We start from the raw sequence: 23,922 nt of genomic DNA on the forward strand, positions 1-23,922 counted from the left end.
GCGGGTCAGGGGGACGGCGGCGGGGTGCCGGCGTCGATGTCGCGGCCCTTGTGGTTGACCAGGAAGGCCCAGGTGTCCTTGCCCGGGATGCCGTCGGCCTCGCTGCCGCGCCAGCCCTGGGCGAGCTGGAAGGCCTGGGTGGCCCTGCGGTCGCTCTCCGTCCAGCGGGGGCCGGGGCCCTGGGTGTAGAAGCGGGAGCCGCCGCGCTGCACCAGCATCCGGCCGAGCCTGGTGACGTAGTCGTTGTTCGCCCCGGGGCCGAACTTGTCCGCGCCGGGGAAACCGGTGGTGCTGTCGTTGCTGCCGCTGGACAGGCCGGTGTAGCGGTACGGGAGGTAGGAGCCGGAGTTGTTCCAGTAGGCGTACGGGGTGGAGCGCTTCCTGGTGCCCGGGGAGGTCTGCTCGTAGGCCAGGTAGCGGGTGCGGGAGGAGTCCGTCCAGCCGCCGAAGATCGTCACGTGCGAGCCGGCCTGGGGGTTGGCCGGGTTGTTGTAGATCAGCACGTCGCCGGGCTGGAGGTCGTTCCGGTCGATCCGTTCGGCGAAGTCCGGCAGGGTCCAGGTGGTCTGGCTGCTGCCGAGGCCCCAGGCCATCGAGACGAAGCCGGAGCAGTCCTGGCGGTAGCCGTCGGACCAGTAGCTGCCCATGCTGTACGGCACGGCCTGGTCGACCCAGGTCTGGGCGCGTTGGACGATCTGGGCCCGGGTGACGGGCTGGGCGGCGGAGCGGGCGCCGGGGTCCTGGCCGTGGAGGCCGCTGACCTCGCCCTGCGGGGTCCGCGGGGGCTGGGCGGTGCTGCTGCCGCCCGGGGTGGGGCCGGGTGCGGGGGCCGCGGCGGCGGTGCCGCCGCCTATCGCGGTGCCGACGGCGGCCACCAGGACGGCGGCCCGGCGGCGGATGCTGCGGGTCGCGGCGTGCCCGCCCTCGTGGACCGGGGCGGCGTGCAGCCGGGCGCGGCGGCGGGCGCTGCAGCCCCCGCATATGCAGTCCTCCTCGGGGTCGACCTCGGTGAACTCGATCAGTGGTGAGGGGCTGCCGGTGCGGGTCATGCTCCGCCTCTTTCCGAACGTGTGCCGTCGGGATCAAAGTCCCAAAGCGGGCGGGGCGCGGCGCGGCGGGTTCCGCCGGACGGGTGAGGACCCTCCCCCGGCCTTCGGCCGGGAGGTGCCCCCAGGGTCGTCGTCCGAACCTGATCCGTGGTCAGTGCGGGTTGGCGGGCGAGTACTCGGGATCGGTCCAGGTCAGCGGGGTGGCGTCGGCGATCTCCCGGACTCCGGTGACGGTCAGTTCGACCATCCGCTCGGCGCCGGGGGCGGCCTGCCGGGCCTCCTCGGACCAGTCGGTGCGGGCCTCGCCGGTGATCAGCAGGGCCCCGCCGGTCTCCCAGTCGGGCAGCAGCAGTCCGGCCCGCGGGTCCAGCTCCAGGTTCCCGAGGGTCAGGAACATGCTGTTGCCGCGGTACTCGGGCCAGCGCACGGTGTCCGGCGCCACCGCCTCCAGGAAGCCGGGGAGGCCGCCGCGGTGCGAGGCGTCCACCCGGCCGTCGGGCCCGGTGGTGGCGATGAAGAAGGTGTCGGCGGTGGCCGCGGTCAGCCGCTGGGCCGTGGTCAGGACCGGCCCCTCGGCGACCGTGCGGGGCGTGCCCGCGCCCGGGCGGTCCAGCGGGCTGCGGCGCTGGATGTACTTCGGGCAGTTGGACACCACCTCCTCGGCGCGGACCACCAGCCCGCCCCGGCCGTCCGGCACCGAACGGCCGTTGAGCCGCATCCGGCGGCGGCCGGCCGGGTCCAGGGCGATGGTGCCGAGCTGGGCGGGGCGGGCCAGGGCCTCGGCCAGCGGGTCGGCCTCGGACGGGTGGGCGGCGATCGTCACGGTGCGCTCGTCCGGGGCGTGGAGGAAGCCGGCCGGGCCGGACAGCTGGGTGGCCCAGACCCGGCCGTCCGGGTCGGCGGCGCCGACCACCAGCGTCCGGCGTTCGGTGAGGAAGCGGGCGGCCACGGCCGGGACGGTGTCGCGGATCGACCGGCCCGCGTGGTCGGCCCGCTCGGTCACTCCGGCGCGGGCCTGGGCCTGCCGCTCGCCGGGGTGGTACGGGGTGGCGGTCATCGCTTAGAAGAAGCCGCAGGTGGGGGCGGAGTCGTGGGGGGCCTCGGCGGCGGTGTCGGCCAGCCCGGTGCGGGTGTAGACCTCCAGCCGGATGCCGTCCGGGTCGGTGAAGAAGATGCCGCCGGAGGCGGAGCCCTCGTTGTGCGGGACGACGCCGTCGTAGGCGAACTCGGCGCCCAGGGTGCGCAGCAGTTCCTCGGTGGCGCGGACCTCGTCGAGGTCCGCCACCTCGAAGGAGAGGTGGTGCAGGCCGGGGGCGCTGGTGGGGAAGGTGCCGGTGCTCTGCTGCCAGAGGGTGATCACCAGGCGGCCGTCGCGGCCGAGCAGGGCGTAGCGGCGCTCGGGGTCGGTGCCCTGGTGGGTGAGGTCGAGGCCGAGGACGGCGCGGTAGAAGGCGACCGAGCGGTCGAGGTCGGTGACGTTGAGGCCCACGTGGCCGGTCTGCAGGGTGCGGAGTGTGGTGGTGCCGGACATGCCTGGTCCCTCCCGGGTGGGTTCCGGCGGGCGACTGCCTAACCGGTACTGGTTAGGTTATGGGTTAGGTGATGGGGCGTCAACCGGTGTGATGGCTTGAAGGGGTTAGGTTTTGGGGGTGGCATGCGAAAGCCCCGTCGGATCCGGTCCGACGGGGCGTTCGGGGGGTGATGCGGTTACGGCCATTCCCAGCGGATGCCGATGTGGCCGGGCTGCTGGTCCGGGGCCAGGACGTGGGCGCTCGCCGAGGCGCCGATCCACAGTTGCTCGCGGCGGTGGTCGACGTCCGCGCCCGGCTCGCGGTCGTAGCGCTCGCAGTGCACCGGGACGGCCGCCGGGTCGAAGTGCACCTGGAGCACGTACTCGCGCACCGTGGTGGCGAAGCGGCGGCTGTACTCCATGGTCGGGCCGCCGGGCGGGATCTCCACCTCGTACTCGAAGACCGTGCTGTCGCCGAGCCCGAGCGGGCGGTCCAGCATCAGCTCGGCGACGGTCAGGCCGACCTCCGGGCGGCGGCGGACCCGGCCGAGCCGGCCGTGCCGCACCGAGGTGATCTCCGGGCAGCCGGTGGCCTCCTCGTCGGCCTTGTGCACGACCAGGCAGCGGCCGACGCCGCCGACGGTGGCGCGCACCACCTGGCGCATCCGCAGCAGGTTGGCGCGGCGCTCGGCGTCCACGTAGTACGAGTCGTGGATGCTGAGCCGCTCCAGCTCGCCGGCCGGCGGGGCGTCCAGTTCGGCGAAGATCTCGGAGATCGCCTGCTCCCCCGGCCAGACGTCCTCCAGCCCGAGGTGGAGGGTGTTGGCGGCGGCGGCCCAGCGGCCGCGCGGGCGGGGCGGGCCGAGCAGGGAGGAGAGCGCGCTGTGCGGCAGGCCGAGCAGTTCCTCCAGCAGGTGGACGGCGCGCAGCGAGCTGGCCCGCTCGGGCTGGCTGCGGCCGCGGCGCCAGTAACTGAGCGTCGTGACGCTGACCCTGACGCCGCGTTGGGCGAGCGCGGCGCGGATCCGGTCCAGGCTGAGGCCGCTGGCCTCGATGGCCAGGTGCAGGGCGTCCGCGAAGCCGCCGGCCGGGGCCGGGCGGCCGGCGGACGGCGCCGGGGGGCCCGGGCTGGGGGCGGGAGCCGGGACGGGGGGCGGGTCGGGGCGCTCCGTACGCGATCCGACCAGCCGCAGCCGCGCGGCGTCCTGAGGCTGCTGTGCGGCCATGCGGTGAACCTCCCCACCAGGTGACTTCGGTGGCACCGGGGCGGCGCCGGGGCGCGCTGTGAGCGGCTTCACCGAGCTTTGGGGAACCCTACGCACGGTCGAGAGGCTACGTCATCAGTCGTGCGGATGACAGTGGTCACAGCAGGTGGACCGGATGGTTAGCGATCTTGAAACAGTCCGGAAACACGGTTGGAACGCTGCGCCGGGAACGGTGGGGAACCGGGCGCAAACGGACACCGCCGGAGCGGGCCCTGACGGCGCCGCCCCGGCGGGGGTCTGCGTGCTGCTAACGGACGGTGATCACCTGACGTTCAGGGCGACGTCGTCGATCACGAAGCTGGTCTGGTTGGAGCCGTCCTCGGCGCCGGTGAACTTGAGGGTCACGGTCCGGCCGGCGAAGGAGGTCAGGTCCACGGTCTGCTGCACGTAGCCGGCGGCCGCGTTCACGTTGGACCAGGTCTTCACGGTGGTGCCGTTCGCCTGGAGGGTCAGGGTGTCGTACGGGGTGGAGCCGGTCTCCGCGGTGTCGATGTGCAGCGCGAAGGTGAGGGTCGCCGCGGTGCAGCCGGTCGGGACGGTGACGGTCTGCGACAGGGTGTCGGTGTGGGCGCTGCCGTAGCCGTCCAGCCAGGCCTTCCAGCTGCCGGAGTGGGCGGGCTGGGAGGTGCCGTTGTCGACGACGCCCGAGGAGGTGGTCCACGGGGCGGCGGTGCCGGTCTCGAAGCCGCCGTTGCCGATCAGCTGGGCGGCGGTGCAGCCCCCGCCGGACGGCGGGGTGGTGCTGCCGCCGCCGAGCAGGGCGGTGGTCAGGGCGTCGGCGACCGGGCTGCCCCAGCCGGTGACCTGGTCGTAGCCGGCCTTGGCGGCGAAGTCCTGGTTGGCGCCGGTGGTCACGTCGTGGAAGGTGGTGCCGTAGTTGGCGCTGTTGGCGACCGCGTACAGCTTGGGGTTGGCCTCGCCGAGGGCGGGCTGACCGGCGGCCTTGGCCTTCTGGTTGACCTGGGCGGCGTAGCCGGCCCACAGCGGCGCGGCCGCGCTGGTGCCGCCGTAGACGTTCCAGCCGCCGCCGGTGTAGATCGCGAAGCCGCTCTGCGGGTCGGCGTTGGAGGCGACGTCCGGGACGGTGCGCATGGTGCCGGCGACGCCGGTGCCGGTCTGCCAGCTCGGCTTGCCGAACACGGTGGAGACGCCGCCGCCGGCGGTGCTCCAGGCGCTCTCCGAGGAGTAGCCGTTGCCGCTGGTGACCTGGAGGTTGGTGCCGCCGACGCCGGTCTGGTGCGGGCTGGAGGCCGGGAAGTCGACCGAGGTGACGCTCGCGCCGCTGGCGGAGCGGGTGCAGTCCTTGGAGCCGTCGTCGCCGGAGGCGGAGAAGACCGAGATGCCCTGGGCGGCGGCCTGCTTGAAGGCGTTGTCGACGGCGGTCATCGAGGAGGCGGTGGTGTCCGGCTCGCAGGTGCCCCAGGAGATCGAGATGACCGAGGCCTTGTTGTCGGCCACGATCTTGTTGGCCATGTCGATCTCGCCCTGGTCGCTGTTGGGGGCCTCGTAGAGCAGCTGGGTGGCCTTGGGGGCCGCGCCGCGGACGATCTCGCTGTCCAGCTCGACCTCGCCCTCGCCCTGGCCGGGCGAGGAGTCGTAGTTCGCGCCGTCCACCGGGACGGTGGTGACGGCCGGGCCGGTCAGGCCGTACTGCGAGTCGTAGGTGGTCAGGTCCGAGGACTTGTAGCCGTCGAACTCCCAGAGGGCGACCGTGGTGCCGGTGCCGTCGGCGCCGGTCCTGTCCAGGTTGTACGCGCCCCGGTACTGGGCCGGGGCCATGCCCCGCGGGGTGGCGGTGGCGGCGTTCGGGGTCACCGAGTGCGGCTGGGCGATCCGGCCCTTGCGCACCGCGTGGTTGTCCAGGCCGCTCAGGCCCTGGACCACGGAGGCCAGTTCGGCGGGGATCGAGGCGGCGCCGTCGTTGGCGAAGAAGGTGCGCTGCTGCTGCGGGTCGAGGTAGGAGCTCTCGTGGGTGCCGAAGGCCTGTGAGACCTGCGCGGCGGTGCCGTGGGCGTTGACCACCTGGCGGTTGGCGCTGACGTCGCCGACGGTCAGGCCCTGGGCGGTCAGGTAGGCCTTGACCTGGTCGACGGCCTGCTGGGTGGGCGCGTACTGCGCGCTGAACTGCTCCGGCGTCAGGTACTTGCCGTACTCCGGGGTGCCGGGGGTGGCGACCGCGGCGAGGAAGCGGTCGAGCCCGGCGGAGTCGCGCAGCTTGAGGCTGACGGCCACCGAGAGCTGCTGCTCGGCCGGGACGTCACCCTTCTTCTCCGAGTGGGCCACCGCGGGGTTCACGGTGTTCGGCAGGGCGACGCGCGGGGCGGCGTGCGGGGTGGCGGCCTGTGCGGTGGCGACGCCGAGCGAGACGGCGGTCAGCGGCAGGACGGCTATCGCCGCGGCGATGGCGAGGGAACGGTGGCGCAACGGATCCTCCTCCGGCCGGCTGTGGGGAACCGGCAAGGGGCAAGGCGTCCCGAGGGGTTCAGGAACACTGGCTAGAACATGTCAGAGCGGATCGGTGCGGTGGATCATGGTCCGGCAATTGGTTGCTAAAAAACAGTCAACTGTGGAGGGCCGGAAAGCCGGGCGTTCCATACAGTGAATGGCCGGAATTCCGGCGACGGTCCATACCAATTCCCGCTGGGGGAACGGACGTAGAATCGGGGCGAGCCGAGGGAGAGCGATGACTGACCTGATGCCGGATCCGAGGGACCACCGACCGCTGATCGGCGAGCCGCTCGCGCTCGACCTGCTCAACACCCGCTGGTCCGGAACGCCCGTCAACGACGCGCTCACCGACGTCGAGCAGTACGGGATCTGGCTCTCCTCCAACGGGCTGGCCGAGCGCTGCACGGCCGACGCGGCCGGGCTGGCGGCCATCCGGCAGACCCGCGAGGCGATCCTGCTCGCCGCCCAGGACGCCCGCGAGCAGGGCGAGTTGGGCCCGGAGGCGCGGGACGGGCTGGACGCGGTGCTGGCGCACGGACGGATCCGGCGGACGGCCGGGCCGGGCGGGGCCGAGGAGCGGGTCGAGGCCGACCGGCCGGAGTGGCTGGCACCCTGGCTGGCGGCCGACGACTTCCTCACGCTGCTCGGGCAGGGCGCCCACCGGGTGAAGCAGTGCGCACACGAGGCGTGCATTCTGCATTTCTTCGACGCCTCGCAGAACGGGCGCCGGCGGTGGTGCCGGATGGCGGTCTGCGGGAACCGGGCGAAGGCGGCGCGGCACTACGTGAAGGCGCGGGGTTAACCGACGACCGAACGAAGGGTCGGCGGGTGCGGCGTCCGTGCCGCACCCGCCGACCCTTCGTCGCGCTGCCCGGGTCAGTTCTCGGCGGGGGCGCCCAGCCAGCCGGTGAGGGCCTCGCGCAGCTCGCCCTGGCCCGGGTCCACGGCGCCCCAGGCGACGTAGCCGTCCGGGCGGATCAGCAGCACGGTGTCGGCCAGCTTGCCGTGCGGGTCGGCCGGGGCGGCGCAGACCAGGCGGTCCGCCCAGGGCGCGGTGGCGGCCAGCTCGTCATTGCTGACCAGGACGAACTTCCCGGCGCGCAGCGCCTCGTAGAGCCGCTCGGGCCCGTCCGGCTCGCCCTCGGCGGGCTTGCTGAGGGCGGTCAGCCTGAGGTCGGGGACGCGCTTGCCGACCTGGGGGTGGGCGCCCTTGGGGGCCGGGTAGGCGATCTCGATGCCGGAGACCATCCGGGCGCCGCGCTCGGTGAGCAGGTCGAGGTGGCCGCCGATCGCGGTGAGCGCCCCGCGCAGGGCGCGGGTGGGGGCGGACTCGGCGAGGGCGATCCGGATCAGCGCGCCGGAGGTGCGCAGCACCGTCCTGCCGACCGGGTGCCGCTCGGCCTGGTAGGTGTCCAGCAGTGCGTCGGTGGCGTGGCCGCGGAGGGCGGCGGCCAGCTTCCAGGAGAGGTTGGCGGCGTCCTGGAGGCCGGTGTTCATGCCCTGGCCGCCGGCCGGGGAGTGGCAGTGGGCGGCGTCGCCGGCCAGGAAGACCCGGCCGGAGCGGTAGTTGGGGGCCTGGCGCTCGTCGCTGTGGAAGGTGGAGCTCCAGCGCACGTCGTGCAGGCCGTAGTCCTCGCCCTGGGTGGCCTGGACGATCGCGGTGAGCTGCTCGGGGGTGGGGGTGGCGCCGTCGGCCTGCGGCTCGTTGCGGTCCCAGGCGATGACCCGGTACCAGCCGTCGCCGAACGGGGCGACGAAGGAGAAGCCGGCCTTGTTGGCGCCGACGGCGATCGCGTCGGCGGGCTCGCGCTCCAGCCGGACGTCGGCGAGCATCACGGAGTCGACCACGGACTCGCCGGGGAACTCGATGCCGAGCAGCTCGCGGACGGCGGAGCGGACGCCGTCGGTGCCGACCGCGTAGCGGGCCCGGTGGCTGCGCCCGTCGCGGGTCTCCAGGGTGACGCCCTCGGCGTCCTGGCGCAGCCCGGTGACCTCGGCGTCGCGCAGGATCACGGCGCCGGCCCGTTCGGCGCGCTCCTGGAGCACCCGCTCGACGTTGTACTGCGGGGTGATCAGGACGAACGGGAAGCGGCTGGGCAGCGTGCTGAGGTCGATGCCGAGCCTGTTCAGCATCCGGAGCCCGCTGAGCGGGCGGCCGGTGGCGATCAGTTCGTCGGCCAGGCCCCGGGCGTCCAGCAGCTCCAGGCTGCGGGCGTGCACGGCGAAGGCCCGGGTGAGGTTGGACTCCGTGCCGCGCTTCTCCAGGACGGTGACGCCGACCCCGGCGGCGGCGAGGTCGCCGGCCAGCAGCAGTCCGGTCGGTCCGGCACCGACGATGACGACGTCGGTTTCGGTCGGCTTCACGGTCATGTATCAGCTCCCGTTGTTCGGAGGGCGGTTGGACGCCGTTTCCGGCGCTCTCCCAGCCTCCATCATCGCGGGCGCCGGTGGAGCTGTGAACCGCCGGTCCCCCGGTGGCGGGTGGCCGACCGGGGGACCGGGGGTTCGGGCGGGGGCGGAAGGCCCCGCCGGCTCAGCTGTGGCGGCGGATCTCCACGGTGCGGAACCGGTTGGCCACGAAGGCGCCGTCGCAGTACGCGGAGTTGGCGGCCGGGTTGGCGCCGGTGCCGTGGAGGTCGGAGAAGGCGGCGGTCTGGTTGGGGTAGACGCCGCCGGTGAGGTTGAGCGAGAGCGAGACGCCGGAGTCCAGCGCGGCCTCGACCAGCAGGGCCTCCACCTCGGGCGAGGTGGTGTAGCCGGAGGCCGTCATGGCGCCCTTCTCGCGGACCGTGGTGCGCAGCAACTCCACGGCGGCGGGGGTGGATTCGACGGCGACGGCGAAGGAGACCGGGCCGAAGCACTCGGAGCGGAAGACCGAGCGGTCGTCCGGCTTGTCGGCGTCCAGCTTGACCAGCGCCGGGGTGCGGACGGTCGCGCCGGGGAAGTCGGGCGAGACCACCGCGCGCGGGGCGAGGGCGAGTTCGCCGTACTCGCCGCCGGCCGCGGCGGCCGAGCGCTGGAGCACGCCCGGGTTGACCACGGCGCCGAGGATGGCGGCGGCGCGGGCGTCGTCGGAGAGCAGGCCCTCGATGGCGGCGGCGAGGTCGGTGACGACCTGGTCGTAGGACTTGTGGCCCTGGTCGGTGCCGATGCCGCCGCGCGGGATCAGCACGTTCTGCGGGGTGGTGCACATCTGGCCGCTGTAGAGCGAGAGGGCGAAGGCCAGGTTGCCCAGCATGCCCTTGTAGTCGTCGGTGGAGTCGATGACGACCGCGTTGACGCCGGCCTTCTCGGTGTAGACCTGGGCCTGCTTGGCGTGCTCCTCCAGCCAGTCGCCGAAGGAGGTGGAGCCGGTGTAGTCGATCATCTTGATCTCGGGGCGGACCGCGAGGGTCGCGGCGACGGTGCCGCCCTCGTGCTCGGCGGCCAGGCAGACCAGGTTGGCGTCGAAGCCGGCCTCGGCGAGCACCTCGCGGGCGATCGCGACGGTCAGCGCGAGCGGCAGCACGGCCCGCGGGTGCGGCTTGACCAGCACCGGGTTGCCGGTGGCCAGCGAGGCGAACAGGCCGGGGTAGCCGTTCCAGGTGGGGAAGGTGTTGCAGCCGATCAGCAGCGCCAGGCCGCGCGGGACGACGGTGAACTCCTTGGTCATCACCAGCGGCTCGCGCTTGCCCTGGGGCTTGGTCCAGCCGGCCTGCCGCGGCAGCCGGGTCTGCTCGGCGTACGCGTAGGCGACGGCCTCCAGACCGCGGTCCTGGGCGTGCGGGCCGCCGGCCTGGAAGGCCATCCCGTAGGCCTGGCCGGTGGTGTGCATGACGGCCTGGGCGAACTCGTGGGAGCGGGCGTTGATCCGTCGCAGGATCTCCAGGCAGACGGCGGCGCGCTCCAGCGGGGAGGCGGCGGCCCACCCGGGCCGGGCGGTCTCCAGCGCGGCGATCAGGGCGTCCGGGCCGGCGTGCGGGTAGGTGATGCCCAGCTCGATGCCGTACGGGGAGACCTCGCCGCCGACCTGGTCGCCGTCGCCGGGGTGGCCGTCGAGGACGAAGGGCCGGCCGAGGAGGGCGTCGAAGGCGGCCTTGCCGTCGGCCGGGCCGCTCTCGCCGTAGGCCTTCGGGAACTCGGGGTAGGCGGACCAGTAGTCGCGCTTCGCGGCGGCGGCGAGCGCGGCGTCCAGGGTGGCCTGGTGGCGCTCGACCAGCTCGGCGACGAGGGGGTGGGTGACCGCTGCGGGCATCTGTGCGCTCCTCAGAGGGGAGGACGGGACACGTCACAGAGTAACCGAACGATCGGTCGGCTCAAGAGGGCGTGGGGGACGGATTCCGGCGGGAACGCGAAGGGGCGCGTCCCGGTCGGACGCGCCCCTTCGGCGATGCTGTCGGTTCGGGTCGGCCGGTCTACGGCACGCCCAGCTCGAAGATCACGAACCCGGCGTACCAGCCCGAGGCGATCGCACCCGTCCCCAGGACCGTCGCCAGCACCGGCCAGCTGAGCTTGCGCATCCCCACCGCCAGCGCGATGAACAGCGGGAACGCCGGCAGCAGGTAGCGCGAGACGTTGCCGAAGATGCCCAGGCTGCCGAGCACCGAGACGATCGTGGCCAGGGTGTAGGCGGTCAGCACCAACGGCGGGCGCAGCCGGACCAGCAGCACGATCAGCACCGGCAGGCTGAACACGATCAGGGTGGCCAGGAGGTCCGGCACCGGGAACGCGAAGGGGTAGTCGTTGCGGCCCAGCAGCACCCCGCGGATCGCCTGCCAGGTGCCCTGGCCGCCGTCGAAGTAGTGCAGCCAGGCGTCGTGCTGGATCCGGAAGTAGCCGCCCCACTCGCCGGTCCGCCAGCCCACCCAGGCCACGTAGCCGAGCAGGCCCAGCGGGGCCAGCAGCATCGCCGCCAGCGGGCGCAGCACCCCGCTCTCCCGGCGGTACAGCTCGACCAGCGCGGCCAGGCCGACGGCGCCGATCAGCGCCGCCGAGGTCGGCCGGTTGAGCCCGGCGACCAGGGTGACCGCCCCGGCCGCGACCCACTGCTTGGTCATCGTGAAGTAGCAGGCCCAGGCGGCCAGCGCGACGAACAGCGAGTCCGAGTAGACGGCCCACTCGGCACCCGAGCCGGGGGCGATCGCCCAGATCCCGGCCGCGATCACGCCCGCCCGGGGACCGGACAGCTTCTCCACCACGGCGTAGATCCCGGCCGCCGCGAACAGCGAGGCCAGCACCGAGACCAGCATCCCGGCGCCGTACAGGCCGAGGCCGGTGACGTCCGAGGTGAGCCGCATCAGGCCGGGGTAGAGCGGGAAGAAGGCGGCCGAGTTCTGCTCGATGGTGAAGCCCGGCTGGCCGCCCGGGATCGGGATCAGCGCCGGGTGGTAGCCGAACTGGGCGACCTGCTGGTACCACCAGCCGTCCCAGCTGGCCAGGACGTCCCAGGGGTTGGTGCCGCCGCCGAACCGGGCCGGCTTCTTCGCGTAGTCGCCGGAGAAGGAGAGCAGCTTCATGAAGACGGTGAAGCCGACCAGCTTGAGCACCGCGTAGCACCACACGGCCGGTCCGAACCGCACCACCAGCGCCCGGGCGCGGTCCTGCCAGGTGTGGCCGGCGCCCGCCGGGTCCTCGCCGCGCTGGTCGGGCACGCCATCGGGCAGGTCGGAGGAGACTGCCGGTATTGCGTTCATCAGCTGCGGACCCCAGCCTGCTGGACGTGGACGATCGTCCGCAGATTCTAGGCGGTCCCTCCTCCGGTTGGTGTGGACCAGCTTCGGTCGGTGTGGACCGGCTCCGGTTGGCGCCCGGCCGGTTCCGGCTGGTGCCCGCCCGGTTCCGGCTGGTGCGGACCGGCTTCGGCTGGTGCGGACCGGCCGGACCCGATCGCGTACCCCGCTCGGCGGCCGGGGATACTCGGAGGATGGCCGATCACACCACGCGCACCGCCTACACCGTCGAGTCACTGCTCGCGGTGACCGTCGACGTGTTCAACGAGCGCGGATACGACGGCACGTCGATGGAGGACCTCTCCCGGGCCGCCGGGATCTCCAAGTCCTCGATCTACCACCACGTCCGCGGCAAGGAGGAGCTGCTGCGGCTGGCCGTCGGGCGGGCGCTGGACGGGCTGTTCGCGATCCTGGCCGAGCCGCAGGCGGTGGCGGGCCCGGCGGTGGAGCGGCTGGAGCACGTGGTGCGGCGCACCGCGGAGGTGCTGCTGGCGGAGCTGCCGTACGTGACGCTGCTGCTGCGGGTGCGCGGCAACACGGCCACCGAGCTGTGGGCGCTGGAGCGGCGGCGGGACTTCGACCACCAGGTGGCGGAGCTGGTGCGGGCGGCCGTCGCGGACGGCGCGCTGCGCGGGGACGTGGAGCCGCGGCTGGCCACCCGGCTGCTGTTCGGGATGATCAACTCGATCGTGGAGTGGTACCGGCCGGGGTTGAAGGCGGCCGACGGGGTCGCGGACGCCGTGGTGCACCTGGCCTTCGACGGGCTGCGGGCCCGGTAGCTGCGGGGGCCGGTAGCTGCGGGGGCCCGGTGGGCGTTGCCTAGTCGGGGGGCACCTGGTCGGTCTCCTCGAACACCAGCATGGTTTGTGTACCGAGCACCTGTGGGATGGACTGGATCCGGTTGAGGACCAGGTCCCGCAGGGCGTGGTTGTCGGCGGTGTGCACCAGCAGCAGGACGTCGAAGTCCCCGCCGACCAGGGCGATGTGGGCGACCCCGGGCAGCGCCAGCAGCTGCTCCCGCACGGTGCGCCAGGAGTTCTGGACGATTTTCAGGGTGATGTACGCGGACGCGCCCTGACCTGCCCGTTCGTGGTCCACCCGGGCGGTGAAGCCGCGGATGATGCCGTCCTCGACCATCCTGGAGATCCGGGCGTACGCGTTCGCCCGGGACACGTGCACCCGCTCGGCCACCGAGCGGATCGAGGCTCGACCGTCCTGCTGCAGCAGCCGCAGGATCGCCCGGTCGACCCGGTCGAGTCTGGACATCTGTTCAGCCGACATGACCCCCCACCCTCGCCGATTGGACACACTGCCACCAGTCGACCGCCGCTCGGGCCGAATGTCCACCACCTTGTCACGCTTCTGGTCAAGATGAACAGACGACCGAACAATCGGTAGGGAGCCCCCGCCACCCATGGAGGTGCCCCGAGATGACCGTTCTCGACCACAGACACCACACCGGCGTGCCCGGCTGGATGCCCGGGGCCACCGCTCCGCGCACCGATCCGGCCCCCCTCCTCCCGGACGTCTCCCCCGTCCGGGTGCTCGGCACCCCCGCGTTGGAGAAGCAGGACCCGGCGCTGCTGCGCGAGCTCTACCGGCGACTCGTCGTCGGCCGGCGCTACAACCAGCAGGCCACCACCCTGACCAAACAGGGCCGCCTCGCCGTCTACCCGGCCTCCACCGGGCAGGAGGCCTGCCAGGTCGCCGCCGCCCTGGTGCTCGGCGAACGCGACTGGCTGTTCCCCAGCTACCGCGACACCCTCGCCGTGGTCTCCCGCGGGGTCGACCCGCTGGAGGCGCTGACCCTGCTGCGCGGCAACGCCCACACCGGCTACGACCCCCGCGCCAGCCGGACCGCCCCGCTCTGCACCCCGCTCGGCACCCAGGCCCCGCACGCCGTCGGACTGGCGCACGCCGCCCGGCTGCGCGGCGAACCGGTGGTCGCGCTGGCCATGCTCGGCGACGGCGGCACCAGCGAGGGCGACTTCCACGAGGCGCTGAACTTCGCCGCCGTGCTGCGGGCGCCGGTCGTCTTCCTGGTGCAGAACAACGGCTACGCGATCTCCGTCCCGCTCAGCGCGCAGTCCGCCGCACCCAGCCTCGCCCACAAGGCGGTCGGCTACGGCATGCCCGGCCGGCTGGTCGACGGCAACGACGCGCCCGCCGTGCACTCGGTGCTCACCGAGGCCGTCGAGCGCGCCAGGGCCGGCGAGGGCCCGACCCTGATCGAGGCCCTCACCTACCGGATCGAGGCCCACACCAACGCCGACGACGCCACCCGCTACCGCGCCGAACCCGAGGTGGAGGCCTGGCGGGAGCACGACCCGATCCTGCTGATGGACCGCGCCCTGCGCGGACTCGGCGTACTGGACGACGAGCTGGTGCAGGACGCGGCCGACGAGGCGGAGGCGCTGGCGGCCCGGATGCGGGCCGAGTTCCACGCCGACCCGGAGCTCGACCCGATGGCCCTGTTCACCCACGTCTACGCCGAGCCGACCCCGCAACTACGGGAGCAGGCAGCCCAGTTGGCCGCCGAGCTGGCCGCCGAAGCCGAGGTGCAGCACTGATGTCCACCGCTGTTTCCGCCCGAACGGGCGGCACCGCCGGTACCGCCCGCACCGCCTCGATGGCGCAGGCGCTCAACTCCGCGCTGCGGGACGCCCTGCGCGAGGACCCCGCCGTCCATGTGCTCGGCGAGGACGTCGGCGCGCTCGGCGGGGTCTTCCGGATCACCGACGGGCTCACCGCCGAGTTCGGCCCCGACCGCTGCCTGGACACCCCGCTCGCCGAGGCCGGCATCCTCGGCACCGCGATCGGCATGGCGATGTACGGGCTGCGCCCGGTGGTCGAGATGCAGTTCGACGCCTTCGCCTACCCGGCGCTGGAGCAGCTGTTCTCGCACGTCGCCAAGATGCGCAACCGCACCGGCGGCAAGCTCCCGCTGCCGATCACCGTGCGCATCCCGTACGGCGGCGGCATCGGCGGCGTCGAGCACCACAGCGACGCCTCCGAGGCGTACTACACCAGCACCCCCGGCCTGCACGTGGTCACCCCCGGGACGGTCGCCGACGCCTACGGGCTGCTGCGCGCCTCGATCGCCTCCGACGACCCGGTGGTCTTCCTGGAGCCCAAGCGGCTCTACTGGGGCAAGGCCGAGTTCGACCCGGCCGCGCCGGTCGAGCCGATCGGCCGGGCCGCGCTGCGCCGCACCGGCACCTCCGCCGTGCTGATCACCTACGGGCCGTCGCTGCCGGTCTGCCTGGAGGCGGCCGAGGCCGCGCAGGCGGAGGGCTGGGACCTCGCGGTCCTCGACCTGCGCACCCTGGTGCCCTTCGACGACGAGACGGTCACCCGGGTGGTGCGCTCGATCGGCCGGGCCGTGGTGGTGCACGAGGCCAGCGGCTTCGGCGGCACCGGCGCGGAGATCGCCGCCCGGGTCACCGAGCGCTGCTTCCACTACCTGGCCGCGCCCGTGCTGCGGGTCACCGGCTTCGACATCCCGTACCCGCCGCCGATGCTGGAGCACCACCACCTGCCCGGGGTGGACCGGATCCTGGACGCGGTCGCCCGGCTGCAGTGGGAGGACCGAGGATGATGCCCGTCGTACGGGAGTTCCGGCTGCCCGACCTCGGTGAGGGACTCACCGGGGCGGAGGTGGTGCGCTGGATGGTCGAGGTCGGCGAGGTGATCGCCGTCGACCAGCCGGTGGTGGAGGTGGAGACGGCCAAGGCCGTGGTGGAGGTGCCCTGCCCGTACGGCGGGGTGGTCACCGCGCGGTACGGCGCGGAGGGCGAGGAGATCGCCGTGGGCGCGCCGCTGGTGACGGTCGCGGTGGCGTCGGGGGGCGCTCCGGAGGGCCCCTCGGGGGCCTCCGGTGCTCCGGCCGCGCTGTCGGCGGAGGTCGAGCGGCCGTTGGTCGGGTACGGGGTCGTCGAGAGCAAGGGCGGGCGGCGGCGTCGGGTGGGGGCGGCTGCTGCTGGTCCTGCTGCTCCGGCTCCGGTTGCCGTTGCTGTCGCTCCGGCTCCGGCGGCTCCGGCCGTGGTGCCGGTGATCTCGCCGTTGGTGCGGCGGCTGGCCCGGGAGCAGGGGGTCGACCTGACCGCGCTCGCCGGGAGCGGGCCGGACGGGCTGATCATGCGGGCGGACGTCGAACGCGCGGTCGCGGCCAAGGTGGCCGGCCCGGTGGCCGCTGCGGCGGTCGCCGCGCCCGTACCGGCCGGTCAGGACGCGGTCGTCCCGCTGCGCGGGCTGCGCAAGGCGGTGGCCGAGAAGCTCAGCCGCAGCCACCGGGAGATCCCGGCCGCGACCTGCTGGGTGGATGCGGACGCCACCGAACTGATGGCACTGCGGCGGCAGTTGAACGCCACTCCGGGACCGAAGGTGAGCGTGCTGGCGCTGCTGGCCCGGATCTGCACGGTCGCGCTCGCGCGCTTCCCCGAGCTCAACTCCAGTGTGACGGAGGACGGTTCGGGCATCGTGCGGCACTCGGCGGTGCACCTGGGCTTCGCCGCCCAGGGAGAACGCGGACTGGTCGTCCCGGTGGTCCGGGACGCGCAAGCCCGTAGCACCGAGCAACTCGGCGAGGAGCTGGGCCGGTTGACCGAGGCGGCGCGCGCCGGATCGCTGACTCCGGCCGAACTGACCGGTGGCACCTTCACGTTGAACAACTACGGGGTGTTCGGCGTGGACGGTTCCACCCCGATCCTCAACCACCCGGAGGCGGCGATGCTCGGGGTCGGTCGGATCGTGGCCAAACCCTGGGTCCACGGTGGGGAGTTGGCGGTGCGCGAGGTGACGCAGCTGTCCTTCACCTTCGACCACCGGGTCTGCGACGGCGGGACGGCGGGCGGGTTCCTGCGGTTCGTGGCGGACTGCGTCGAGCAACCCGGGATGCTGCTGCGGCAGCTGTGAGCAGGGCGGGGTCGCCCTGGGTGTGCTGCTCGGCACTCAGGGCGACCACCGATCGAGTGAGAGTAGCGCGTTCTCCGGCCGGGTGTCCGGGCTTCCCGCGATTTGTCGGATGAGCACTTCGGGCGTGCCACGCTGCCTAGGCGTCAGCAGAGACAAGCCAGGTGGTGGCGCAGGCCGGCCGGAGGCGAAACGATTCTCTTGGTTACTCGAAACGTAGCGGTGAAGTCCCGCAGAACACTTCTGATCCGCACCGGGCTCGGCTCGGCCGGGGCCGCGTCCGTCCCGGGCCTGCCGGAGGCGGAGCCCGTGCGGCCGCCGATGCCGCTGGACCCGCCCGACCTGCCGCCCGCGCCGGTGGCGGAGCCCGTACCGGTGGCGGAGCCCGTGGCCGTGGCGGAGTTCGCGTCGGCGGCGGAGTCCGCGTCGGTGGCGGCCCCGGTGCGGACCGGGCCGGTCGTGCCGCCGCCGCCCGCCGAGCCGCCGGTCGTCCCCGCGCCGCCGATCGTTCCCGCACCGCCGATCGTCCCCGCGCCGAGCTACCCGGAGACGCCGTCGACCACCGGCACCGCCCCCGCCTTCCAGCCCCTGTTCGTCGACGCTCCCGGGCTCAACTGGGCTGGTCCCGGGGACAGTTGGAGCGAGGCCTGGGCAACTCAGGCGCAGCCCCGACCCCACGCCCTGCCGTCGGTCCCGGCCCCGACCGCCGCCGCGCCCGGTGTCGACCCGACCGAACTCCCGCTCACCGCCCAGGACATCGGCCTGATCCGGGACAGCCTCGCGCTCGTCGAACCGGTCGCCGACCGGGCCACCGCGCACTTCTACGCCCTGCTCTTCCTGCAGCACCCCGAGGTCCGCCCGCTCTTCCCCGCCGCCATGGACGTCCAGCGCGACCGGCTGTTCCGCGCCCTGCTGGCCGCCGCCCGCGGCGCCGAGGACCCGGCCGCGCTGCGCACCCGGCTGAGCGAGCTGGGCCGCGGCCACCGCCGCTACGGCACCCTGACCGGCCATTACGCCCCGGTGGGGGAGTGCCTGGTGCAGGCGCTGGCCCGGTACGCGGGCAGCCGTTGGGACGCGGCGACGGAACTGGCCTGGCGCCGCGCCTACCGGCTGATCTCCACGATCATGATCGAGGCCGCCGAGGAGGCCGCCCGCACCTCGCCGCCGTGGTGGCAGGGCGAGGTGGTCCGGCACGAGCAGCGCACCCGGGACGTCGCGGTGCTCACCGTCCGCCCCGACCAGGCGTACCCGTTCCGGGCCGGCCAGTACTGCAGCCTGGAGACGCCCTGGTGGCCGCGGGTCTGGCGGCACTACTCCTTCGCCTCCGCCCCCCGCCCGGACGGGCTGCTGGTCTTCCACGTCAAGGCCGTCCAGGCGGGCTGGGTGAGCAACGCGCTGGTGCGCCGGGCCGCCCCCGGGGACGTGCTGCGGCTGGGTCCGGCGGCCGGCGGGATGACCGTCGACCACTCCTCCGGTGCCGATCTGCTCTGCCTCGGCGGCGGCACCGGCATCGCGCCGATCCGCGCGCTGGTCGAGGAGGCGGCCGAGCACGGCGCCTCCGGCCGCAGCGTCGAGGTGTTCTACGGGGCCCGCAGCGCCGCCGAGTTGTACGACCTGGACGGGTTGCGCGAGCTGGCCGGGCGGCTGCCCTGGCTGACCGTCCGGCCGGTGCTGTCCGGCACCGGCCCGGCCGGGGGCGCGCTGACCGGTGAACTGCCCGAGGTGGTGGGCCGGTTCGGCCCGTGGGACGGTCGGGAGGCGGTGCTCAGCGGTCCGCCCGCGATGGTCCGGCGCGGGGTCGGGGTGCTGCTGCGGGCGGGGCTGCCGGCCGAGCGGATCCGGCACGACCTGGTCGGCGAGCTGGCGGCGGGCTAGCGCCGGGCCGGGCGGCCAGGCTCGGTGATCAGCCGCGGTGACCAGTCGTGCGGATCAGCCAAGGGGACCAGCCAGGGGGATCAGCCGAGGTCGGGTGCGAGGAGCGCGCGGATGCCCTCGATGTTGGCCGCGAGGTACGCCCGGAGCCGGGGCGGGACGACGTTCACCGAGGTCACGCCCTCGCGGGTGAACGGCAGCCGGACCACCTCGTACTCGCCGTTCGGGTCCGTCACCTCGGGACCGTGCCGCCGGCTGAGGTCCATCGAGGCCAGCCGGCAGACGAAGAAGTGCTGCACCTTGACCCCGTGCGGGTGCAGCAGGGTGCCGTCGTCGTGGTGGGTGTGGCTGATGGTGTCGACGAAGGCGGGCACCACGTCCACGATCTTGCCGCCCAGTTCCTCGTCCACCTCCCGGTGCAGCGCCTCGACCACGGTGCGGTCCTCGCGTTCGACGCCGCCGCCCGGGGTGATCCAGTACGGGTGCGGCGCCCCGGGCCGGACCCGCCGGATCAGCACGATCGAGGCCGGGCCGTGCGGGTCGTCCGGGTCCAGCTCCAGCAGGATCGCCCGCGCGGTCCGCTTGACCACCGGGCGCGGCGGCGGGGTTCGGTTGTCGGGGCCCATGGTGACCTCCGGGGCTGGAGCGTTGTGCGTGAGTCTCCCCGCGGAGGGAAACGGTCGAAACCCCGGGAAAGGGTCGAAACACCGGCAGAAGAGCAGAAGAGAGGTACCGGCGCCATGCAGCACAGCACTGTCCAGGGGCACCTGGCGATGAACCTCGTGGTCTCGCCCGAGCTGTCCTACCCGATCGTGGTGGACCTGGGGTACGAGGCGGGTGACCCGTACGCGGTCCGGTTCACCTTCCACCTGCCCGGGGACGCCCCGGTCACCTGGGTGTTCGCGCGCGAGCTGCTGCTGGACGGCCTCGGCGGCCCGTCCGGTGAGGGCGACGTGCGCATCCGGCCGCTCGGCGGGGAGCCCGCCGAGGTCAGCATCGCGCTGTGCTCCCCCAACGGGCACGCCGTGCTGCACGCCCGGGCGGCGGCGCTGGCCGCCTTCCTGGCGCGGGCCGACCGGCTGGTGCCGGTGGGCCGGGAGTCCATCGGGAAGGAGCTCGACGCCGAGCTCGCGGACATCCTGCGGGGGTGCGACGCGGGGTGAGCGAACCGAGCGGGTCGCGTCGGGGGCCCCGGGGTCCCTGGGGTCCCGGGGGACGACGGCCGGCGACTACCCCTGGGAACGACGAAGGGGCCCGTACCCCGGTGGACCACCCACCCGGGCGCGGGCCCCTTCTCGAGGCCGCGTGCGACACCGCGCACGACGGATCAGTCGTCGTCCAGGGCCAGGTGCAGGCCCCAGGAGACCAGGCTGATGATCAGTGAACCGACCAGTGCGGAACCGAAGGTGGACACGTGGAAGTCCAACTCCAGCTTGGTGGACGCCCACGAGGTGAGCAGCAGCATCAGGGCGTTGATCACAAAGGTGATCAGTCCCAGTGTGAGGATGAACAACGGGAACGAGAACAGCTTCACCACCGGCTTGATCAGCCAGTTGATGAGCCCGAAGACGACGGCGACGCCGAGCACCGTCAGCGTCTTGTGCTGCCAGTCGGCCTTGCCCTCGGCGAGTTGGATGCCGCTGACGATCCAGGCGGCGACCCAGATGGCCGCCGCGTTGATCAGTGTCTTGATGACGAAACCCTTCATGCCGCCCAAGCCTGACAGGCGGCCCGCTCCGGGGGAAGCTCCCGCCGGACGAGTTGGTGCCGAACGCCCCTGGTCCCGGAGGTGGACGGGGCGAAGCCGAAGGGCGGGGGAGGAGGCGGGGCCGACGGCCGGGGGCGGGGCCGGGCGGCGCCGTCGTAGGGTCGTTCGCATGACCCGTAGCCTCACCGAGGAGCTCTGGGCGTCGATCGAGCCGATCTACGCCGAGATCCTCGCCCACCCCTTCATCGGCGGCCTCACCGACGGCACCCTGCCGCGCGAGGCCTTCCGCCACTTCGTCGTCCAGGACTCGCACTACCTGCGCGACTACGCCCGCGCCCTCGCCGTCTGCGCCGCCAAGGCCCCCGGCGAGGCCGACGTACGGGCCTTCGCCGACGACGCGGTCGGCGCGCTCGCCGCCGAGCAGGGCATGCACGCCGAGTTCCTGACCGCCTTCGGCGGCACCGCCGAGGAGGCCGCCGCCGAACCGGTGCTGCCGACCACCCGTGCCTACACCAGCTACCTGCTGGCCACCGTGTACGGCGGGTCCTTCGCCGAGGCGCTCGGCGCGGTGCTGCCCTGCTACTGGATCTACGCCCGGGTCGGCGAGGCGCTGCTCGCCCAGGGCTCCCCCGACCCGCTGTACGCCAAGTGGATCGCCACCTACGGCGACGAGGCCTTCCAGTCGGTGGTCCGCCGGGTGCTGGCGCTCACCGACCGGCTCGGCGAGGAGCTCTCGGCGGCCGAACGCCGCCGGGTGGTCGAGCACTTCACGACCACCTCGCGCTACGAGTGGATGTTCTGGGACGCCGCCTGGCGCGGCGAGCGCTGGCCGGTCTGACCCGGCTCCCCAGCCGTTTCTCGGGGGTCCTCCCGGGGGGTCGGATCGGGGTGATCTAGGGGTTCTCTCCGGGCCGCAGGCCCTCGTTCCGCCGCTTCCGCCACCGTACGATCGAAGCATCGAAAGCAAGCGGGATGCGGTTACCGGACGGCGGCCGACCCGAGGGGAGAAGAGGAACCGACATGGCTGAGCTCTGGAAGTCGCTGCCCTCCTGGGTGCGCAACATCGTCATCCCGGTGCTGGTCCTGGTGCTGGCCTGGAACATCATCGCCTTCGTGTTCGGCGTGGTCGGTGCCCTGCTGAGCATCGTCATCAAGCTGCTGGTGGTCGTCGGCATCGCCGCCGCAGTGGTGATCCTGGTCAAGAAGGCCGCGAAGAGCTGACCCCGCTCCGCGCGCCGCGCGGAGCGCCTCCGGAGGCCCGGCACCCCGTTCGCGGGGGCCGGGCCTCGGCCTTTCCCCGCGCCGATCCGTTTCGGGGACCGTCTGGACCTGCGGCGATCGGCTCGCTACCGTGTTGGGCGTCATGTGCAGGCAATACCGCCTGCGACGCGGGAGCTCGGAGCACCGGGCTGAGAGGACGCTGACCGGACCGTCGACGGACGGACCGACGGCTGCGTCGACCGCAGGAACCTGGACCGGATAATGCCGGCGTAGGGAGTAGAGGTCAGATGACCACGTTCGAAGCACAGCCGCAGCCTGCCCGCAGCACCCCCAGCAGCGAGCGCACCGGATACCCCACCCCGGCCTGGCGCAAGGCCTACCGCGACGGATCCCGCCCCGACCTGCGGGTCCCGTACCGCGAGGTGCAGCTCACCAACGGCCGGACCGTGCCGCTGTACGACACCTCCGGCCCGTACACCGACCCGGCGTACGAGCCCGACGTGCGGCGCGGGCTGCCCGCCCTGCGCGACGCCTGGATCCGCCAGCGCGGCGACGTCGAGGAGTACGACGGCCGCGAGGCGCGCCCCGAGGACGACGGGATCAAGCACACCTCCCCGCGCGGCGGCGACCTGCGCAACCTGGACGCGGTCTTCCCCGGCCGCCCGCGCCGCCCGCTGCGCGGCCGCGGCGGCGTCGCCGTCACCCAACTCGCTTACGCCAAGCGGGGCGTGGTGACGCCGGAGATGGAGTTCGTGGCGCTGCGCGAGGGCCTGGAGCCGGAGTTCGTGCGGGACGAGGTGGCCCGCGGCCGCGCCGTCATCCCGGTGAACGTGAACCACCCCGAGGTGGAGCCGGCCATCATCGGCACCAACTTCCTGGTGAAGATCAACGCCAACATCGGCAACTCCGCCGTCACCTCCTCGATCGAGGAGGAGGTGGAGAAGATGACCTGGGCCACCCGCTGGGGCGCCGACACCGTCATGGACCTCTCCACCGGCCGCAACATCCACACCACCCGCGAGTGGATCCTGCGCAACTCCCCCGTGCCGATCGGCACCGTGCCGCTCTACCAGGCGCTGGAGAAGGTCGACGGCCGGGCCGAGGAGCTGAGTTGGGAGGTCTACCGCGACACCGTCATCGAGCAGTGCGAGCAGGGCGTCGACTACATGACCGTCCACGCGGGCGTGCTGCTGCGGTACGTCCCGCTCACCGCGCGCCGCAAGACCGGCATCGTCTCACGCGGTGGCTCGATCATGGCGGCCTGGTGCCTGGCGCACCACCAGGAGAACTTCCTCTACACCAACTTCGAGGAACTCTGCTCCATCCTGGCCTCCTACGACGTCACCTTCTCGCTCGGTGACGGCCTGCGGCCCGGCTCCATCGCGGACGCCAACGACGAGGCGCAGTTCGCCGAACTGCAGACCCTCGGCGAGCTCGGCCGGATCGCCCGTGAGCGCGACGTCCAGGTGATGATCGAGGGCCCGGGCCACGTCCCGATGAACAAGATCAAGGAGAACATGGATCTCCAGAAGGAGATCTGCGACGAGGCGCCGTTCTACACCCTCGGCCCCCTCACCACCGACGTCGCCCCCGGCTACGACCACATCACCTCGGGCATCGGCGCCGCCATGATCGCCTGGTGGGGCACCGCGATGCTCTGCTACGTCACGCCCAAGGAGCACCTGGGGCTGCCCAACCGGGACGACGTCAAGACCGGCGTGATCACCTACAAGATCGCCGCCCACGCCGCCGACCTCGCCAAGGGCCACCCCGGCGCCCAGGCCTGGGACGACGCCCTCTCCGACGCCCGTTTCGAGTTCCGCTGGGAGGACCAGTTCAACCTGGCCCTCGACCCGGAGACCGCCCGCGACTTCCACGACGAGACCCTCCCCGCCGAGCCGGCCAAGACCGCGCACTTCTGCTCCATGTGCGGCCCGAAGTTCTGCTCGATGAAGATCTCCCAGAAGATCCGCGACGAGCACGGCGACGGCTCCAGCGCGGTGCAGAGCGACTTCGACGCCGAGGCGCTGGCCGGCATGGCCGAGAAGTCCGCCGAGTTCGCCGCCCAGGGCAACCGGGTCTACCTCCCGCTGGCCGACTGACGCAGGAGCCCGGCACCTGAGCGGGGGGCCGAGAGGCCCGTTTCCCCGGGGGGGGGTTCGTTGCTTCCTATCCTCGAGAGCCCCACCCTCTTCCCTTCTTATCGGACCTGGAGCCGAAATAGAGCACA

At 73.1% G+C, this 23,922-nt stretch carries 21 protein-coding genes; 10 read left to right on the forward strand and 11 right to left on the reverse strand.

Annotated elements, in window-relative coordinates:
* Window positions 1–5: 5 nt before the first annotated feature.
* The 5 genes from ACZ4W5_RS31525 to ACZ4W5_RS31545 all read right to left on the reverse strand — a co-directional run bounded on the left by ACZ4W5_RS31525 (window position 6) and on the right by ACZ4W5_RS31545 (window position 6,248).
* Window positions 6–1,049, reverse strand: a complete 1,044-nt coding sequence (locus tag ACZ4W5_RS31525; RefSeq protein WP_465658380.1) for a peptidoglycan-binding protein — start codon at window positions 1,047–1,049, stop codon at window positions 6–8.
* A gap of 151 nt (window positions 1,050–1,200) precedes the next feature.
* Window positions 1,201–2,106: a pyridoxamine 5'-phosphate oxidase family protein gene (locus ACZ4W5_RS31530; RefSeq protein WP_465658382.1), complete on the reverse strand. Its 906-nt coding sequence runs from the start codon at window positions 2,104–2,106 to the stop codon at window positions 1,201–1,203.
* A 3-nt stretch (window positions 2,107–2,109) separates the two neighbouring features.
* Entirely contained in the window at window positions 2,110–2,580 is a 471-nt protein-coding gene (locus tag ACZ4W5_RS31535) for a VOC family protein (RefSeq protein WP_465658384.1), read from the reverse strand.
* A gap of 176 nt (window positions 2,581–2,756) precedes the next feature.
* Complete coding sequence (locus ACZ4W5_RS31540; protein ID WP_465658386.1) at window positions 2,757–3,785, reverse strand: XRE family transcriptional regulator; 1,029 nt, start codon at window positions 3,783–3,785, stop codon at window positions 2,757–2,759.
* Between the two features lie 300 nt (window positions 3,786–4,085).
* A complete protein-coding gene (locus ACZ4W5_RS31545) occupies window positions 4,086–6,248 on the reverse strand; it encodes a protease pro-enzyme activation domain-containing protein (protein ID WP_465658388.1) in 2,163 nt (720 codons plus the stop codon).
* 259 nt (window positions 6,249–6,507) lie between these two features.
* On the opposite strand from ACZ4W5_RS31545, the gene ACZ4W5_RS31550 reads away from it, so the two are divergent.
* Window positions 6,508–7,074 (forward strand): CGNR zinc finger domain-containing protein, encoded by a 567-nt coding sequence (locus tag ACZ4W5_RS31550; protein ID WP_360242945.1) that lies wholly within the window; start codon window positions 6,508–6,510, stop codon window positions 7,072–7,074.
* Between the two features lie 74 nt (window positions 7,075–7,148).
* Here ACZ4W5_RS31550 and ACZ4W5_RS31555 read toward each other — a convergent pair whose 3' ends face one another.
* The 3 genes from ACZ4W5_RS31555 to ACZ4W5_RS31565 all read right to left on the reverse strand — a co-directional run bounded on the left by ACZ4W5_RS31555 (window position 7,149) and on the right by ACZ4W5_RS31565 (window position 11,944).
* A complete protein-coding gene (locus ACZ4W5_RS31555; RefSeq protein WP_360242948.1) occupies window positions 7,149–8,642 on the reverse strand; it encodes an FAD-dependent monooxygenase in 1,494 nt (497 codons plus the stop codon).
* A 163-nt stretch (window positions 8,643–8,805) separates the two neighbouring features.
* Window positions 8,806–10,506: a phenylacetic acid degradation protein PaaN gene (paaN, locus tag ACZ4W5_RS31560; protein ID WP_465658391.1), complete on the reverse strand. Its 1,701-nt coding sequence runs from the start codon at window positions 10,504–10,506 to the stop codon at window positions 8,806–8,808.
* A 160-nt stretch (window positions 10,507–10,666) separates the two neighbouring features.
* The gene (locus tag ACZ4W5_RS31565) at window positions 10,667–11,944 is read right to left on the reverse strand and encodes a glycosyltransferase family 39 protein (protein WP_402481928.1); all 1,278 of its coding nucleotides are present in this window, start codon (window positions 11,942–11,944) and stop codon (window positions 10,667–10,669) included.
* Between the two features lie 230 nt (window positions 11,945–12,174).
* Between ACZ4W5_RS31565 and ACZ4W5_RS31570 the strand changes: the two genes are divergently transcribed.
* Window positions 12,175–12,759 (forward strand): TetR/AcrR family transcriptional regulator, encoded by a 585-nt coding sequence (locus ACZ4W5_RS31570; RefSeq protein WP_360242957.1) that lies wholly within the window; start codon window positions 12,175–12,177, stop codon window positions 12,757–12,759.
* Window positions 12,760–12,799: 40 nt separating this feature from the next.
* Here the strand turns inward: ACZ4W5_RS31570 and ACZ4W5_RS31575 are convergent, their stop codons facing one another.
* Window positions 12,800–13,246, reverse strand: coding sequence for an Lrp/AsnC family transcriptional regulator (locus ACZ4W5_RS31575; protein WP_350507326.1), 447 nt, complete (start codon window positions 13,244–13,246; stop codon window positions 12,800–12,802).
* Between the two features lie 164 nt (window positions 13,247–13,410).
* On the opposite strand from ACZ4W5_RS31575, the gene pdhA reads away from it, so the two are divergent.
* The 4 genes from pdhA to ACZ4W5_RS31595 all read left to right on the forward strand — a co-directional run bounded on the left by pdhA (window position 13,411) and on the right by ACZ4W5_RS31595 (window position 18,766).
* Complete coding sequence (gene pdhA / locus ACZ4W5_RS31580) at window positions 13,411–14,550, forward strand: pyruvate dehydrogenase (acetyl-transferring) E1 component subunit alpha (RefSeq protein ID WP_465658393.1); 1,140 nt, start codon at window positions 13,411–13,413, stop codon at window positions 14,548–14,550.
* Entirely contained in the window at window positions 14,550–15,578 is a 1,029-nt protein-coding gene (locus tag ACZ4W5_RS31585) for an alpha-ketoacid dehydrogenase subunit beta (RefSeq protein ID WP_465658395.1), read from the forward strand. The genes pdhA and ACZ4W5_RS31585 overlap by 1 nt, the downstream gene beginning before the upstream one ends.
* Window positions 15,578–16,894: a dihydrolipoamide acetyltransferase family protein gene (locus tag ACZ4W5_RS31590; RefSeq protein ID WP_465658405.1), complete on the forward strand. Its 1,317-nt coding sequence runs from the start codon at window positions 15,578–15,580 to the stop codon at window positions 16,892–16,894. The genes ACZ4W5_RS31585 and ACZ4W5_RS31590 overlap by 1 nt, the downstream gene beginning before the upstream one ends.
* A 219-nt stretch (window positions 16,895–17,113) precedes the next feature.
* Window positions 17,114–18,766: a globin domain-containing protein gene (locus ACZ4W5_RS31595; RefSeq protein ID WP_465658397.1), complete on the forward strand. Its 1,653-nt coding sequence runs from the start codon at window positions 17,114–17,116 to the stop codon at window positions 18,764–18,766.
* Window positions 18,767–18,846: 80 nt separating this feature from the next.
* On the opposite strand, the gene ACZ4W5_RS31600 is transcribed toward ACZ4W5_RS31595, so the two are convergent.
* Window positions 18,847–19,389 carry an NUDIX domain-containing protein gene (locus tag ACZ4W5_RS31600; protein ID WP_465658399.1) on the reverse strand — a complete coding sequence of 181 codons (543 nt, stop codon included), beginning with the start codon at window positions 19,387–19,389 and terminating at the stop codon, window positions 18,847–18,849.
* Window positions 19,390–19,503: 114 nt separating this feature from the next.
* On the opposite strand from ACZ4W5_RS31600, the gene ACZ4W5_RS31605 reads away from it, so the two are divergent.
* Window positions 19,504–19,926, forward strand: coding sequence for an SsgA family sporulation/cell division regulator (locus ACZ4W5_RS31605; protein WP_465658401.1), 423 nt, complete (start codon window positions 19,504–19,506; stop codon window positions 19,924–19,926).
* A gap of 164 nt (window positions 19,927–20,090) precedes the next feature.
* Here ACZ4W5_RS31605 and ACZ4W5_RS31610 read toward each other — a convergent pair whose 3' ends face one another.
* Complete coding sequence (locus tag ACZ4W5_RS31610) at window positions 20,091–20,471, reverse strand: phage holin family protein (RefSeq protein ID WP_360242972.1); 381 nt, start codon at window positions 20,469–20,471, stop codon at window positions 20,091–20,093.
* 169 nt (window positions 20,472–20,640) lie between these two features.
* On the opposite strand from ACZ4W5_RS31610, the gene tenA reads away from it, so the two are divergent.
* From tenA to thiC, 3 genes are all read left to right on the forward strand, one after another.
* Window positions 20,641–21,309, forward strand: coding sequence for a thiaminase II (gene tenA, locus ACZ4W5_RS31615; protein WP_360242974.1), 669 nt, complete (start codon window positions 20,641–20,643; stop codon window positions 21,307–21,309).
* Window positions 21,310–21,491: 182 nt separating this feature from the next.
* Entirely contained in the window at window positions 21,492–21,692 is a 201-nt protein-coding gene (locus tag ACZ4W5_RS31620) for a DUF5326 family protein (protein ID WP_188305823.1), read from the forward strand.
* Between the two features lie 287 nt (window positions 21,693–21,979).
* On the forward strand, window positions 21,980–23,794 hold the full coding sequence (gene thiC / locus ACZ4W5_RS31625; RefSeq protein WP_402481916.1) for a phosphomethylpyrimidine synthase ThiC: 1,815 nt from the start codon (window positions 21,980–21,982) through the stop codon (window positions 23,792–23,794).
* Window positions 23,795–23,922 lie beyond the last annotated feature (128 nt).

It is taken from the genome of Kitasatospora sp. NPDC029367 (assembly GCF_055569135.1).